Here is a 15,215-nt window from a genome sequence, read left to right on the forward strand (position 1 = left end):
TGATCAGCCGGCCGCCGACCACAGGCGGTCCGGGCCGATCCGGTAGAAGTCGCACGCGGTGTCGAAGAACACCGCGCGTTGTTCGCTCGCGGACAGGTCGGCGGTGAGGTCCTGGAAACCCCCGAAGATCTGCGCGTACGTCGCCCACAGCGCGTCCACCGGGAAGTTGCTCGCGAACATGCACCGCCGCGGGCCGAACAGGTCCAGGGTGGTGAGCACCACCTCGCGCTGCAGGTCCGGCGTCCAGGTGGTGTGCGGCACGTCCAGCCCGGAGATCTTGCAGTACACGTTGGGGTGTTCGGCAACGCGCCGCATCGCGTCCCGCCAGCCGGCCAGCCCGGCCGGTGACCGGTCGGCCGGCAGTCCGGTGTGGTTGATGACGATCCGGGTCCGGTCGTACGCCGCGGCGAGGTCGGCCGCCTCGTGCAGGTGCCACCACGGCACCTGGAGTTCGTAGTGCAGGCCGAGCGGTGCCAATCGCGCGAAGCCCGCCCGCCAGCGCGCGTCGGTCATCAGGGTGGGTTCGGCCGGCGCCCGGTCCGGTGTGGCCGCGCCGCCGGGCTTGTGCCGGATCCCGCGAGCAAGCGGTGCGCCGGCGATCGCGGCCAGGTGCTCGGCGACGCCGGGTGAGTCCAGTACCGCGTGCCCGACGACCACGCTGGGAACGCCCGTCCGCTCCGCCAGCCCGCTCACCCAGGCGACCTCGGACAGGGTGTCGTCGACCCGCCACTCGGTCTCGACGAAGACGCTCCCGGCCACGTCGAGCCCGCGGCCGGCGACCGTGGCGGCGTCGGCCCGAAAGTCGGCCGGGAGGTAGTCGCGGCGGATCCGGCCGTAGTCGCCGTACCGGAACGCGATCATCGGATCGTCGAGCAGCCACGGCTGGCCGCCCACGGCGAGGTCCCACACGTGGTGGTGTGCGTCGACCACTGGACCGGTGTAGGGAGTCATGGCGACTGCGCTCTCGAATGGCGGGCGCTATTCGGCATGGCCACATTGTCGGTGGTGCGAGCGCATTCACGGAAATCGAGTGGACCCTTTCAGTCGACCGAATACGGCTGAAATTTCAGTGTTCTCTTCACTTGTCGAAATGAACGCCTAAACGCCTGACCGGCCCTTGTCCACGATGGGACACAGGCGTTCCCCGGTGCGGACCTGTGCACGTAACCTGCCACGCAGACAGGGTTTCCTGAAATGTTCAGTGAAACGCGAGGGGCTTGAATGGGTGCACGGCGGCGGTCGACACTGCGGGAGGTCGCCGCGCGTGCCGGTGTTTCGATCGGGACCGCCTCCGGTGTCTTCACCAGTAATGCGTCCGTTTCCGAACAGGCCCGGAAAGCCGTTCTGGCGGCCGCGGAGGAAATCGGCTACCAACCGCGCCGGCGGCCGGCGGAGGCGCTCTCGGCAGGCGTTTCGGCGTTCGGTCTGCTGGCCCGTGGCGAGCACTACGTCGGCCCGGCCAACCCCTTCTACGGGCCAGTTCTCTACGGCGCGCAGTCGGCGATCGCCGCGCTCGGGGTGTCCCTGGTGATGGAGACCCTGCACGACGGTGACCTCGACGGCCGCGGGCTGCCGCTGGTGCTTCGCCGCCGGCAGGCGCAGGGACTTCTGCTGGCCGGCTATCTCGAACAGCGGTACGTCGCGAGGTTGCTGGAGACCGGGACGCCATGTGTGCTGATCGACCACCTGGTCGAGGACCTGCCGGTGGACTGTGTGCGGGCCGACGACCATCGCGGCGGCTACCTGGCCACCACCCATCTGCTCGACCTGGGCCACCGCGGTCCGCCGCCGGCCATCATCACCGGGCCCTCGACGGCGTACTCGATCACCGCGAGGCTGGCCGGATATCGCCAGGCGCTGGCGGAGTACGGCGTCCCGGTCGATCCGGCCTACATCCGCGACGGACGGCTGTGCGCGGAGAGCGGACGGGAGGAGATGGCCGCCCTGCTGGACCTGCCGACTCCGCCGACCGCCGTCTTCTGCGGCAACGACAACACCGCCCTCGGTGCGATCGACCTGCTCCGCGAACGCGGGATCGCCGTACCCACGGACGTCTCGGTGATCGGGTACGACGACATCGCGATGGCCGCGCACAGCGTTCCCGGGCTCACCACCATCGCCGTCGACAAGGAACTGCTCGGTATGCAGGCGGTGTGGAACCTCACCGAGCGGCTGCGCTTTCCGCACATGGGCTGGCGGGAGACCCGGGTCGGCGTGCACCTGGTGGTCCGCGGGTCCACCGCACCGCGCAACCCACCGGTGCCGCCGTACGAGCCGGCGCGGCGTTCCCGTTCGGTCCCGGATCCACAGTCGGCCCCGCCGTCCCGGCCCACCAGGTCGGTCCCGGATTCCCAGCCTGCTTCGGCTTCCGAAGCGGCGACGACCACGACCCCAACCACACAAGGATGATCGACAGATGCGGTTGACCACGGCCCACAAGCAGGCGTTGTACGACGACGGTCTCGTCCGCCTGCCTGGGATCGTTCCCAGCGAGCTTGTCAACGCGGCCTTGCGGGCGATCAACGGCTCGCTCGGCTCCGAGGGCATCCATCCCGACGACCTGGTGACCTTCCGGTCCCGGTCCTACACCCCGGAACTGCAGACGTCCCCGGCCATCACCGACCTGCTGCACCGGTCCCCGCTGTGGGAGGTCGCCGAGTCCGCGATCGGGGAGGGTGCGATCGCCCCGGTGAACGCCGGCCAGATCGCGTTGCGCTTCCCCACGCCCGACACGCCGCACGACCCACACGCCCACATCGACGGCATGTACAGCCCGCACAACGGTGTGCCCAAGGGGACGATCGCCAACTTCACCGCGCTGGTGGGGGTGTTCCTCAGCGACGTGCCCACGTCGTACGCCGGCAACTTCACCGTCTGGCCGGGCAGCCACCGCCAGTACGAAAGCTACTTCCGCGAGCACGGGCCGGACTCCCTGCTGAACGGCATGCCGGACGTGGAGGTGGCCGAGCCGGAGCAGGTCACCGCCCGGGCAGGTGACGCCGTGCTGGCCCACTACCAGCTCGGGCACGGCATCGCCGGCAACGCCTCTCCGCACATCCGGTACGCGATCTTCTTCCGGCTCAGCCACGTCGACCACCAGTCGGTGCGCTGGGAGTGCATGACCGACATCTGGCGGGAGTGGGCGGGGATGCGCGACGTCGCCGCCGCCGCGAACACCGCCGGCACACCCGCCAACTGAGCGGCAGCTGACCCCGCCAACTGACCCCCGCCAACGGACCCCCGCCAACTGACCCCGGAAGGAGTGGTTGCCGTGCCCACCCTGGAGGTACGCGGCCTGGTGAAGCAGCTCGGTGACCACCGGGCGGTCGACGGAATGTCGTTCACGGTGGAGGACGGGCAGTTCTTCGTACTCCTCGGCCCGTCCGGCTGCGGGAAGACCACCACTCTGCGGATCGTCTGCGGGCTCGAACAGCCCGACGCGGGTGAGGTGGTCATCGGCGACCGGGTGGTGACCTCGCTGCCCTCGCGCGACCGCAACCTCGGGATGGTCTTCCAGGAGTACGGCCTCTACCCGAGCATGGACGTGTTCGGCAACATGGCGTACGGGCTGCAGGCGCGCGGCGGGGTGGCCAAGGACGAGATCGAACGCCGCATCCGGGCGGCCGCGGACAGGCTCGACCTGGGCCCGCTGCTCCGCTCGCCCATCACCGACCTGTCCGGTGGTGAGCAGCAGCGGGTGGCGCTCGGCCGGGCGATGGTGAAGGACGCCGACGCGTACCTCTTCGACGAGCCGCTGTCCAACCTCGACCCGAAGCTGAGGTACCGGCTGCGGCGCGACATCCTCGCCCTGCATCGCGACAAGGGCCGTCCCAGCGTCTACGTCACCCACGACCAGACCGAGGCGTTCGCCATGGGCGACGTGGTGGCGGTGCTCGCGAACGGCCGGGTGCAGCAGATCGGGCCGCCGGACGAGCTCGTGGAGCGCCCGGCCAACGTGTTCGTCGCCGGTTTCGTCGGGTCCCCGCCGATGAACCTGCTGCCGGCCAGGCTGCGGCCGGTGAACGGCTCGTACGTCGCGCATGGTTCCGACGCGGCCCTCCCGTTGCCGTCGGCGTGGTCCGACAGGCTGTCGCGGTACGGCAAGGAGCAGGTGACGGTGGGGATCCGGCCGGACGCGCTGGTGCCTGCCGCCGACGGGGACGCGGCCATCACCGGCGAGGTCACCGACGTGGAGCCGCTGATCGGGGAGACGGTGGTCCGGCTGCGGACCGCGGGCCAGTCGATGGCCGCGATCTTCCGGGCCGGCGAGGAGGGCTCGCTCGCGCCGGGTGACGCCGTGCGCCTGGACGTCGCCCCCGAGGGACTGCGGCTGTTCGACCACGACAGCGAACAGGCGTTGGTGCCATGACCACCGCGACCACCGCGACCACCAGGGCCACCAGAACCGTCGGGACCACCGCGACCGCCGACCGGTCCGACGCGCTCGCGGCCGGTTTCGAGACCCTCGCCCGGCTGCTCGCACTCACCCTGGGTCCGGCCCGGGGCGTGGTGCTGAACGACGCCGGTGGGGGGACCGCCGAGGGCCTCGCCGACGCGGCGACCATCGCCCGCCGGGTCACCACCCTGCCCGAGCGCGGCGCGACCGCGGGCGCCGCGCTGCTGCGCGAAGCGGTACGCACGGTGGTGGGCCGGCACGGCGACGGCGGAGCCACCACCGCGGTGCTGACCGCGGCGATCGTCCGGCACGCGCGCAGGATGGTGGCCGCCGGCGCCAACCCGGTCCTGGTCCGCGACGGGATCACGGCCGCGGTCCGGTGCGCCGCCGACGCGCTGAAGAGCCAGGCGAGTCCGGTCGCCGGGCCGGACGACCTGGCCGGGCTGGTCGAGGCGGCCGGCGGCGACCGGGCGCTGGCCGCGTCGGTCGGGGAACTGCTGGACGTCCTGGGACCCGACGGTGCGGTCGTGGTGGAGGAGTCCGTACGTACCGGCGTGACCCACGACTACGTCGACGGCAGCCGGTGGCCCGCCCGCCCGACCGGGCCGGAGCTGCTGTCCGGCGGTGGTGCGTTCGGGGGCTCGCACACCGAGCTGACCCTGGTCGACCCGGCGGTGGTCGTGGCGGACGTCGTACTCGACGACCTGGCGCAGGTCGTCCCGATTCTGGAGGCGGTGCGCGCGCTGCCCGGCCGGCCGCCACTGTTGCTGGTGGCCCAGGACGTGACCGGCGGCGCTGCCACGACCTGTCTGCTGAACGACCGCCGCGGGCTGGTGGTGAGCGCGCCGGTCGTCCTCACCACGGCCGGGATTCGGCGCGGCGAGGACTTCGCCGACCTGGCCCTGCTCACCGGCGCCACCGTGCTGTCGCCCGAGTCCGGCCGGCCGCCGGAGCGGTTCGTCCCGGCGTACGTCGGCAGGGCGCGGCGCGCTGTCGTGCGGTCGGGGCACCTGTCGGTCGCCGGCGGTGACGGCGACCGACAAGCACTCACCGACCTGGCCGCCCGGCTGCGAACTCGAGCCTGGGAACTCGACGACGGCGCGGAGGCGACAACGCGTACCGCCGACCGGATGTGGCTGCGCCAGGCGCGCCTGCTCGGCCGGGTCGGCGCCGTCCAGGTGGGCGCGGACACCGAGGCCGAACGCGAGGACCGGCTGCGGACCGCCCGGCGGGCCGTACGGCTCGCCCGGACCGCGCTGCGGGACGGCGTGGTGGCCGGCGGTGGGGTGGCCTACCTGGACTGCGTGGACGCCGTACGCGCGGCACGGACGGAGTGCGCCGACCCCGACCGGGCCGCCGGCATGGACGCGGTGGCGGCCGCCCTGGAGGCACCGTTCCTTCGCCTGGTCGCCAACGCCGGCCGCCGCGAACCCCGGGTCGCCCTGGCCGCGGTCCGTGCGCTCGGGCCCGGGCACGGCGTCGACGTACGCACCGATCGCTGCCTGTCGATGCGAGAAGCCGGCGTGCTCGACGTCGCGGGCGTGGCCGTCGCCGCGTTGGAGGCGGCCGGCGCGACGGCCGGTGTCCTGGTGTCGGCGTCGGTGGTGACCGGCCGTGGGTGAACCGGCGAGTCCGATCCTGTCGGCCGCGACGGGCCTCCGGTCGGAGGACCTGTGGCTGGGCGGGGTCGGCGGCGTGGTGTCCACCGGTTCGACGTCGGTGGTCAATGGTCCGCTGACCTGTGTGGCCGCGCTCGGTGTCGTGGCGGGCCGGCTGCTCGCCGGTGGCGCGGAGGGAATCGCCCGCCGTACCCGTGACGCGTGGGACCTCGCGCAGGTGCAGGGGAGCGGTGCCCCGGTGGTGGCGTTCCTCGACGTACGTCCGCCGGCAGCGCTGGAGGCCACTGAGTCGGGCGAGGACCACCAAGACCACCAGGATGACGACGTCGCCCTCGCGGCCACTCTCGGGGACGGCGTACTCCGCAGCGTGGACGGTGGGCGCACCTGGCAGCCGGTGTTCGGGCTCGCCGACACCGAGGTCACCGCGCTGGTCCGCACGCCCGGCGGCCGGCTGCTCGCGGGTACGCCGGAGGGCGTGTTCGCCAGCGAGAACGCCGGCCGGGCCTGGCGGCGGACCGGGCGCGGCGGCAGGGAAGCCGGCCGGGAGGCTTCGAGTCTCGACGCGCCGGTGGCGGCGTTCGCGCTGGGCGTGGACGGCACGGTCGTGGCCGGGCTGGAGTCCGGACAGCTGTGGGGCTCCGCCGACGACGGCCGGACCTGGTCGCCGCTGGGCGCGCTCCCGGCACCGGTCACCGCGTTGGTCGCGACCGCGGCCGGAACCCTGGTCGCGGGTACGTCCGGCGCAGGGGTGTGGCGATCCGCCGACGGCACCGGATGGTGCGAGACAGCGCGTCCCTCCGGAGTCGCCGAGCCCGGAACGGTGCACTGCCTGCTGGCCGACGGCGCGACGACGTACGCCGGAACGGACACCGGCCTGCAGGTCAGCCGCGACGACGGGCGCAGCTGGTCCGTGGTCGGCGTCCCCTCGACGGCCGACCTCGATCGGCTGCTCTGGTGGGACGGCCGGCCCCTGCTTGCCGGGCCGCGGTCGGGGATGGTCCGGCCGGCCGCTGCGCCAACCGGCTGGGAGACGTTGGCGAACGTGCCGTTTCCCCTGGTGGGGTTGGGAGTCGCGCCCGACGGTGCGCTGCTGGCGTCCGGGCCGGACGGGCTCTCCCGGCGGACGCCGGCCGATGCCGACTGGACTCCGGTGGCGGAGGGGAGCACCGGGGAGGTCGGCCGGTTGGCGTTCGCCGCGGACGGGCGCGGCTGGGCGGCACCGGCGCGGCACGGCGACACGCTGCTGCACAGTTCCGACTCCGGGCACACCTGGCAGGAGCGACCGGCGCCGTTCGGCACGTTTCCGCTCACCGCGCTGGGCTGGATCGGTGGCGACGAACTCGTGGTGGCGACGTTCGACCACCGCCGCAACCTCGTGACCGTCTTCGACTCCGCCGACGGCGGGCGGACGTGGCTGCAGCAGCTCACCGCCGAGACGGCGTGGCCGGAGGTGCACGTCGCCCGGGCCGGCACCGAGGGCCCGGCCGTGCTCAGCATCGGGCGGCTTGTGCTCGGCCGTGGTGGCGACGGTGGCTGGGACCGCCTGGCGACCTTCGGCACCGGAGTACGGGCGATGGCCGGGACGCCGACCGGCCTGGCCGTCCTCACCGGCGACGGACTCTGGTCCTACGACCAGCCCGCACCCACCCACACCAGCACCGGCATCAGCGCCCACATCGACCTCAGCACCGAGAACACCGAGAGCACCGACCGAACAAGCACCGACACCGACTGGCGCCGCGTCGAGGGCGGCCCGGATCCGGCGTCGGCGTACGACCTTGCCAGCCGCGGCGACGAGCTCCTCGTCCTGCTAGCCGGCGGCGGCGTGTGGACCTCGATCCCGACGAGGAGGGGACGATGAACACCGATCCCGCAAGTCCGAGAACACCCCGACCGAAGGGGTACGCCGCCGCGCCCACTCGAAGGCAACTGCTGTCCCTGATGGCGTCGGGGACCTTCCTCGCCGCCGGTGGCGGGCTGCTGAGCTCGTGCGCGCGCCGGGGTGCCAGCACCGACGGGCATGTCGTACTCAAGACGTCGGGCGGCTGGCCGTACGGCCCGATGCCGACGAAGAAGGACCAGCAGGCCAACGCGGGAACGAAGTCCTACGCGGACGTGCTCGGCGCCTGGATGGACAAGAACCCCGGCGTCGCGATCCAGGACGTCAAGCTGGACGTGTGGAACCAGCAGACGCTGTCCACCGCGATCACCGGCGGCACCGCCCCGTCGATGTTCCCCGGCGACGTGCTCGGCGGGTGGAACCGCCAGGCGGTGCGCTCGGCGATGGCGCAGGGGCTGTCGGCCGACGTGACCGAGCACCTGAAGACGCACGACATCGCCGGCAAGCTGGCGAGCTACGTCAAGCCCATCTGGGAGAAGTGGCAGGTCGACGGGAAGTTCTACGCCGCGCCGTGGATCTACAACGTCGGGACCGGCCTGCACTACCGCGTCGACCTGGTGCGCGAACTGGGGCTGAAGGAACCGACGCCGGACTGGACCTGGGACGACGTACGCACCCTCGCCAAGGGACTCACCAAGGGCAAGCGCAAGGGAATCGTCCTGCAGGGCTGGGGCCTGAACATGCGGATGAGCGCGGACGGGATGGACTTCCACGCTCAGTTGCCCGCACCGGCGACGAACTGGAACTGGCGCTGGGACTACATGTCGGGCGCCGACCGCTGGGTGCCGCTCATCCAGGGCATGCGGGACATGGTCTTCAAGGACAAGAGCGTGCTCGCCGACGTGAGCATGGGCGACGGGGACACGCTCGCGGCGTTCGTCCGCGGTGACGCCGCGATGCACAACAACACGGTGATCTTCTTCGCCAACACGCCGGGTAGCGACACCGCCCCGGCCGACCTGGCCGCCCGGCTGAAGAAGCCGATGGAGGACGTCGTGGGGTGGATGACCCAGCCGGTCGGCCTGAACGGGCGTACCGGCACCACCCAGGGTCAGGTGGACCTCGTCGGGTTCTCACCCGACATGGACGACCTCGCGCTGGACAAGGCGATCAGCCTGCACGCGTGGATGAAGGGGCCAGGGTGGGTCGAGCAGAAGAAGGCGACGTACGCGGCCACCAAGGATCCCAAGCGGGTCTTCGACAGTGCCGACTTCATGCCGTTGTTCGCCGGGCTGGTGGAGCAGATGCCGGTCACTCCCGACGACGCGTGGGGTAAGCCGTTCATGGACCAGGTGCGCCGGGCCTCCAAGATCCCGCTGGTGCCGAACGAGGCGTTCTACTTCCCGGCCGAGCTGAGCTCCGGGCCGACCGGCACCGCCCGCGACGACATGACCTCGCGGTGGGCGAACGAACGCGGCACCCTCGACCTGCGCGGGGACCTGGCGAAGATGCAGGACACGATGAACGCCCAGGCGAGGAGCTTCTCCTCCAGCACCTCCGACCCGGACTTCGTCAAGGCTGCCCGCGAGTACTTCGGTGCGCACGACACCTACTGGCGGGAGAACGCACCGGACTACCACCGCGACGTCTTCGCGCCGTGGTACCAGAACTCCGTCCTGCCGGCCCTGAAGGGATGAGCGGCACCGATGACTGGTGAACGAGTGATTCCCGGGGCCGCGGGCTCCGGCCAGAACCCCCAGAATCCCGAGAACCCCCAGAACCCCGCCGGCGGCCAGGGCACGGCACCGACCGCGGTGGCCGACGCGCCCGGCGCCGGGACGCCCCAGGGCGCGCGGGGCACGAGCACCTCGGCGGCGCCCAGGCTGAGCCGCCGGCGCCGGCTGGAAGGAGCGCTGTTCGTCGCACCGGCGTTCCTCTTCCAGCTGTCGTGGGGCTGGTATCCGCTGCTGATGGCGTTCGTCATCAGCTTCACCAACGCCCGCTTCCGCGGCCCGGTGGAGTTCACCGGGCTGACGAGCTACCTGCGGATGTGGCGCGACCCGCTGGTCGGTGAGGCGTTCAAGGTCACCGCGATCTACACGGTGCTGAGCATCGGGTTGACGTTCATGATCCCCGTGGTCGTGGCGATCCTGTTGATGGAGATGCCGCGGCGGCACATCCGCTGGATGATGCTGCTGTGGTTCCTGCCGCTGTCGGGAATCGCCAGCACGTTGTTGTTCCGCTACATGTTCAACGCGCAGTACGGCCTGTTCCAGTGGGTGGCCACGGAGGTGCTGCACCTGTCGCCGCAGCCGTTCCTCAACAGCGGCAACCAGGTGCTGTTCTGGCTGGTCTTCCCCGGCATCCTCTTCTTCGGGCCCGGCCTGATCTACATGGCCACCCTGCAAGGGATCCCGGCCTCCTACTACGAGGCGGCCGAGATCGAGGGCGCGGGATTCTGGCGCAAGATCTGGACCATCTCGTTGCCCCGGCTGCGCCCGGTCATCTCGATGCTGTTGATCTTCGCGGTGATCGGATCATCGCAGGCGTTCGAGTTCCCGCTCATCATGACCGGTGGGGGGCCGGGCGGTGCCAGCCGCACCGTCGTCATGTACCTCTACGAGCTCATGCGCAGCCTGCGGTACGCGGACGCGACCGCCCTCGGCGTCTTCCTGTTCGTGGTGACGATGGTGCTGGTCGTCATCCAGCGCAGGTTCTTCCGCGAGGACCCCGACCAGTAGGCCACAGACCAGTAGACCGGTAGGAGGACCGAAGACATGCTCTTCCCGCGCGTGGGGCGCAAGCAGCCGATGCTGCGGATCGCCTGGTGGCTGGTCGTGGCGTTCCTGTGCCTCGGCATCACCCTGCACCTGTTCCCCTTCTATTTCATGGCGATCACGTCGTTCAAGTCCGGGCAGGAGGTGTTGCAGTTCCCGCCGACCTGGTGGCCGCACGACGGAACCCTGGCCGGCTGGCGGCTGGTGGTGAGCCTGGTCCAGGGCGGCAACACCGCCGCCACCACCCTGATGGACGGGCCGTTCTGGAAGTTCTTCCTGAACTCCGTCAACATCACGTTCTGGGTGCTGGTGCTCGGCATCCCGATCACCTCGCTCGCGGCGTACGCCAACAGCAAACTGCAGACGGGACCGCTGGCCCGCTGGTCGTTCCTGTTCTTCATCGGCACGCTGATGATGCCGGCGGCGCTCACGCTGATCCCCAACTACCTGCTGACCCGCAACTTCCCGTTCGCTCTCCCGGACGCGCCGTCCTTCTTCGGAAGCGACACCCTCGTCTGGCCCAACGTACGGATCTGGGACACCCACTGGGCGGTGATCCTGCCGATCGTCTTCCAGGCGTTCAACTTCCTTCTTTTCAAGGGGTTCTTCGACACGATCCCGAACTCCGTGATCCAGGCGGCCCGGGTGGACGGCGGGTCGGAGTTCAACATCTTCCGCAGGATCGTGCTGCCGATGAGCGTTCCGGTGTACGCCGTGGCGATCTGGGGTGCGTTCAGCGGCGCCTGGGACCAGTTCCTGTGGCCGCTGGTGGTCTTGCAGAGTCCGGACAAGATGCCGGCCTCGGTGGAGATCTACAACCTGTTGCAGAAGTTCACGCAGGCAGGTGCGACGGACGCCAATCAGGCCAGCGCCGCGGCCCAGCAGATGCAGCAGATCCTGTCCGCCGGCATGTCGTGGAACGGCCTGATGGTGCTCGGCATCCTGCAGTCGCTGCCGGTGTTCATCGCGTTCGTCGTCTGCCGTGAGTACCTCCTGCGCGGCATCCGCCTGCGCGGTCTGAAGTGAGGATTGCCGATGGCGTCGATCGAGATCGAGCAGGTACGCAAGCGTTACCAGGCCGAGCGGGTGGTCGACCTGGACGGCGGGGAGCGGCCGGCCCTGGACGGGGTGAGCCTGTCCCTCGCCGAGGGCGAGACGGTCAGCGTGGTGGGCTCGTCCGGGTGCGGCAAGTCGACCTTGCTCAAGGTGGTCGCGGGGCTGGAGTACCCGGAGTCCGGCCGGGTCCTCTACAACGGCCAGGACGTCACCTACGTACGCCCGCAGGAACGCGGTGTGGGCATGGTGTTCCAGGACTACGCGCTCTACCCGTCGATGAAGGGAAAGGGCAACCTGGCCTACTACTTCGAGGTGCACGACCGCACCGAGGAGGAGGCCGAGCAGCGGACCCGGGAGACTGCCGAACGGATGGGCATCGGCTTCGAGCAGTTGCTCGGCCGCGTGCCCGACACGCTGTCCGGCGGTGAGCAGCAGCGGGTGGCGATCGGGCGGTGCATCGTCCGGGAGCCGCAGCTGTTCCTGATGGACGAGCCGATCTCCAACCTGGACGCCAAGCTGCGCGAGCGCACCCGGGTGGAGATCCGCAAGCTGCTGCGGAAGTTCGCCATCACCACGTTGTACGTCACCCACGACCAGCAGGAAGCCATCTTCATGGGTGACCGCATCGCGGTGATGCGAGGCGGGCGGATCGAGCAGGTCGGCACGTTCGACGAGCTGTACTCCACTCCGGCCAACCTGTTCGTGGCCACGTTCGTCGGTGCCCCGCCGATGGCGGTGATCCCGGCCACGATCGAGGCGGGCCGGGTGGCGGTGCCCGAAGGCACCTGGCAACTCCCCGACGACCTGGCCGGGTCGTTGCCGACCGGACCGGTGCGGGTCGGAGTGCGGCCGGAGGGCTGGCTGCTGGACACCGCCGACGGTGCGCCGCTACGGGTGCGGCACCGCGAGCGGATCCCCACCGAGCGGGCGAGTTTCCTGTACGGCCACCTGGGCGAGGCCAGTGTCGCGGTGACCGCGCCCGTCGACTACCCCGACCGGTCCGAGGTGGCGATCACCCCGGACTGGGAGCGGGCGTACGTGTTCGCCGCCGACGGAGAGGAACCGCACCATGTGCCCGGCGTACTCGAACTGTTCTGAGAAGGCACCGGAACGAGGAGGAGCGGCACGGTGAACGCGATCGCGGTGGACAACCTGGTCAAGCAGTTCGCGGAGAAGCGCGCCGTCGACGGGGTGAGCTTCGAGATCGCCGCAGGTGAGCTGCTCGTCCTCGTCGGCCCGTCCGGATGCGGCAAGACGACGACGCTGCGGCTGCTGGCCGGCCTGGAACCCGTCACCTCGGGGGAGATCCGGTTCGGCGAGCGGCTGGTCAACGAGATCAGGCCGCGGGACCGCAACATCGCGATGGTCTTCCAGGACTACGCGATCCTGCCGCACATGACGGTGTTCGAGAACATCGCCTACGGCCTGCGGTCCCGGCGTACGCCCCGCACGGAGGTCCGCACCGCCGTGCCGGCGGCCGCGGCGACCTTCCGCATCGACCACCTGCTCGCCCGCAAGCCCCGGCAGCTGTCCGGCGGCGAACGCCAGCGGGTGGCGCTGTCACGGGCGATGGTGCGGGACGCCGCGTTGTACCTCTACGACGAACCGCTGTCCAACCTGGACGCCCAGCTGCGGTACCAGGCACGCGAGGACATCCTCACCCTGCACCGGGAGAAGCGGCGGCCCACGGTCTACGTCACCCACGACCAGTCCGAGGCGATGGCGCTGGGCGACCGGATCGCGGTGATGAACGCCGGCCGGATCCAGCAGATCGGCACCGGGGCGGAGCTCTACGACCACCCCGCCAACCTGTTCGTGGCGTACTTCATCGGCACGCCCAGCATCAACCTGTTCGACATGGTGGTGCGCGCCGACGGCGACCGGCTGGTGGTCGAGGGCGCGGGCCTGCGGCTGCCGCTGGATCCGAGCGTGACCGAACGCCTGCGCCGGCACGTCGACCGTCCGGTCAAGGTCGGCGTGCGGCCCGAGCACCTGCACGTGCCGCGGATGGCGCCGTTCGAGGTGACCGAGGAGAACACCGTGCACGGCGTGGTCAACCTGGTCGAGCCCACGTCGAGCGGCAGCACGGTCTACCTCAGTCTCCCGGAGGGGCCGGGCGGCGCGGAGGGCCAGGACTTCGTGGCGACGTTCAAGGTGCGCGTGCCGTCCAGCTACCTCGACCAGGAGATCCCGCTCGGCGTGGACATGGCGAAGGTGCATCTGTTCGACGCCGAGACCGGGGCGTCGCTGTCGGCCGCGGACGCGCCGGTCGCCGCCGGCGCGAACTCGTCCAGTGGGCAGGAGGCCGCCGGTGCCGTTCCTGGATGACATCGGGCCCGGGGACGAACGCCGGAGCCCCAGCTGGGCGACCTTCGCCACCGTCGCCGACCAGGTGGAGCGGATGGTGATGACCAACCTCGCCTGGGCGGCGGTGCTCGCGCCCGGCGTGCTGGCGCTGGCGTTCACCGGGCTGCCGGGCTGGCTGCGGGTGATCCTCGGGCTGGTCAGTGCGACGGCGCTGCCGCCGGCCACCGCGGTGGTGTACGGCGTCGCCGCCTCGGCCTGCCGGGGCCAGCACGTCGACCTCGGGCTGGCGGGCGAACTCCTCCGCGAGCTCGGGGTGCCCGCCCTGCGCACCCTGGCCCCGCTCTACGGAACGTTCGGCGTACTCGTCTGGTCGGCGTGGGCCGCCTCGGCGGCCGGTCTCACCCCGCTGGTGACGGTGCTGACGCTGGCCGTGCTGGTCTGGTCGGTGTGCGGGACGTACTGGGGGCCGTTGTTCGCCGACGACCCCACCCTGTCGCCCGCGCGGCTCGCGGCGCGGTCGGTACGGCTGGTCTGGCAGGCGCCGGAACGCGCCCTGGTCACCTGGCTGCTGGTGGGGTTGTGCGTCCTGGTGGGAGTGGTGACGATCGCCGGGGTGGCGCTGATCGTGCCGGTGCTCGTCGCCGTTGCCCAAACCCACCGACTTCGTGACCTCCACTCCGTCGTGTCGACACCACTTGCCCGCTAACACCACCTAGCATTCGACCATACGTTCGACCGCAGCCTCTCCCAGGAGATTCGTCCCCCCGGCCGGTCCGGCGGCCGGGGATCCAGGGTGTGGAAGCGGACGGACGTGGTCCCGGGGTGGGGGTGTCCTTGCGTTCTGTGACGGGGAGGAGCCTTCACCGTGCGTCGTCTCGACCGAGCCCGCGAATACCTGCTGTGGTACGAAACGCACCGCCAACGATGGGTCGCCGTGCCGACCACGCGGGAGGGAATGATCTTCGACGTGGAGTACGCCCTGCTTGTCGTGCTCGACCTCGACGGCTACTGACCCATCCGCCGGGTCCATCCGTCCACACGCACGGACCGGGCGCCGACCACGTGGTCGGCGCTCGGAGCCGCCTCCTCCGGAAGGAGGCGGCTCCGAGCGCTGGGAGTCGCAGCGGGAACAGCAGTCCCGCCTTCCGACAGTTCGTTCCTCTCTTCCCAAAGTTGACGTACGCCCCCCTGTGGGTGGGGTCGTCCGGGAACGGTCGCCG

General features: G+C 70.9%; 13 protein-coding genes. 12 read left to right on the forward strand and 1 reads right to left on the reverse strand.

All coding sequences use genetic code 11. The annotated features are described in order from the left end of the window. Positions 1 to 3: 3 nt before the first annotated feature. Complete coding sequence (locus F4554_RS07730) at positions 4 to 930, reverse strand: amidohydrolase family protein (protein ID WP_202889196.1); 927 nt, start codon at positions 928 to 930, stop codon at positions 4 to 6. A 291-nt stretch (positions 931 to 1,221) separates the two neighbouring features. Here F4554_RS07730 and F4554_RS07735 point away from each other — a divergent pair, with 291 nt between their 5' ends. From F4554_RS07735 to F4554_RS07790, 12 genes are all read left to right on the forward strand, one after another. Further along, positions 1,222 to 2,409, forward strand: a complete 1,188-nt coding sequence (locus tag F4554_RS07735; RefSeq protein WP_179786754.1) for a LacI family DNA-binding transcriptional regulator — start codon at positions 1,222 to 1,224, stop codon at positions 2,407 to 2,409. A gap of 7 nt (positions 2,410 to 2,416) precedes the next feature. Continuing rightward, on the forward strand, positions 2,417 to 3,199 hold the full coding sequence (locus F4554_RS07740; RefSeq protein WP_179786755.1) for a phytanoyl-CoA dioxygenase family protein: 783 nt from the start codon (positions 2,417 to 2,419) through the stop codon (positions 3,197 to 3,199). 72 nt (positions 3,200 to 3,271) lie between these two features. Continuing rightward, on the forward strand, positions 3,272 to 4,369 hold the full coding sequence (locus tag F4554_RS07745; protein WP_179786756.1) for an ATP-binding cassette domain-containing protein: 1,098 nt from the start codon (positions 3,272 to 3,274) through the stop codon (positions 4,367 to 4,369). After that, on the forward strand, positions 4,366 to 6,018 hold the full coding sequence (locus tag F4554_RS07750) for a TCP-1/cpn60 chaperonin family protein (RefSeq protein WP_179786757.1): 1,653 nt from the start codon (positions 4,366 to 4,368) through the stop codon (positions 6,016 to 6,018). Before F4554_RS07745 ends, F4554_RS07750 begins: the two co-directional genes overlap by 4 nt. After that, a complete protein-coding gene (locus tag F4554_RS07755; protein ID WP_179786758.1) occupies positions 6,011 to 7,876 on the forward strand; it encodes a beta propeller repeat protein in 1,866 nt (621 codons plus the stop codon). Before F4554_RS07750 ends, F4554_RS07755 begins: the two co-directional genes overlap by 8 nt. Beyond that, positions 7,873 to 9,552: an ABC transporter substrate-binding protein gene (locus tag F4554_RS07760; protein ID WP_179786759.1), complete on the forward strand. Its 1,680-nt coding sequence runs from the start codon at positions 7,873 to 7,875 to the stop codon at positions 9,550 to 9,552. The genes F4554_RS07755 and F4554_RS07760 overlap by 4 nt, the downstream gene beginning before the upstream one ends. 9 nt (positions 9,553 to 9,561) lie before the next feature. Further along, positions 9,562 to 10,596, forward strand: a complete 1,035-nt coding sequence (locus F4554_RS07765; protein WP_179786760.1) for a carbohydrate ABC transporter permease — start codon at positions 9,562 to 9,564, stop codon at positions 10,594 to 10,596. A 36-nt stretch (positions 10,597 to 10,632) separates the two neighbouring features. Then, positions 10,633 to 11,658, forward strand: a complete 1,026-nt coding sequence (locus F4554_RS07770; RefSeq protein WP_179786761.1) for a carbohydrate ABC transporter permease — start codon at positions 10,633 to 10,635, stop codon at positions 11,656 to 11,658. Positions 11,659 to 11,667: 9 nt separating this feature from the next. Beyond that, positions 11,668 to 12,786, forward strand: a complete 1,119-nt coding sequence (locus F4554_RS07775; protein WP_179786762.1) for an ABC transporter ATP-binding protein — start codon at positions 11,668 to 11,670, stop codon at positions 12,784 to 12,786. Positions 12,787 to 12,816: 30 nt separating this feature from the next. Then, positions 12,817 to 14,016, forward strand: coding sequence for an ATP-binding cassette domain-containing protein (locus F4554_RS07780; RefSeq protein ID WP_179786763.1), 1,200 nt, complete (start codon positions 12,817 to 12,819; stop codon positions 14,014 to 14,016). After that, complete coding sequence (locus F4554_RS07785; protein ID WP_179786764.1) at positions 14,000 to 14,701, forward strand: hypothetical protein; 702 nt, start codon at positions 14,000 to 14,002, stop codon at positions 14,699 to 14,701. Before F4554_RS07780 ends, F4554_RS07785 begins: the two co-directional genes overlap by 17 nt. A 159-nt stretch (positions 14,702 to 14,860) precedes the next feature. Then, on the forward strand, positions 14,861 to 15,007 hold the full coding sequence (locus F4554_RS07790) for a hypothetical protein (protein ID WP_179786765.1): 147 nt from the start codon (positions 14,861 to 14,863) through the stop codon (positions 15,005 to 15,007). Positions 15,008 to 15,215: the final 208 nt, after the last annotated feature.

Source organism: Actinopolymorpha rutila (assembly GCF_013407855.1).
Taxonomy (GTDB): domain Bacteria; phylum Actinomycetota; class Actinomycetes; order Propionibacteriales; family Actinopolymorphaceae; genus Actinopolymorpha; species Actinopolymorpha rutila.

Coding starts and splice junctions, on each gene's coding strand:
- F4554_RS07735 (WP_179786754.1), top strand. CDS start 1,222: ATGGGTGCACGGCGGCGGTCGACACTGCGGGAGGTCGCCGCGCGTGCC.
- F4554_RS07740 (WP_179786755.1), top strand. CDS start 2,417: ATGCGGTTGACCACGGCCCACAAGCAGGCGTTGTACGACGACGGTCTC.
- F4554_RS07750 (WP_179786757.1), top strand. CDS start 4,366: ATGACCACCGCGACCACCGCGACCACCAGGGCCACCAGAACCGTCGGG.
- F4554_RS07760 (WP_179786759.1), top strand. CDS start 7,873: ATGAACACCGATCCCGCAAGTCCGAGAACACCCCGACCGAAGGGGTAC.
- F4554_RS07765 (WP_179786760.1), top strand. CDS start 9,562: ATGACTGGTGAACGAGTGATTCCCGGGGCCGCGGGCTCCGGCCAGAAC.
- F4554_RS07770 (WP_179786761.1), top strand. CDS start 10,633: ATGCTCTTCCCGCGCGTGGGGCGCAAGCAGCCGATGCTGCGGATCGCC.
- F4554_RS07775 (WP_179786762.1), top strand. CDS start 11,668: ATGGCGTCGATCGAGATCGAGCAGGTACGCAAGCGTTACCAGGCCGAG.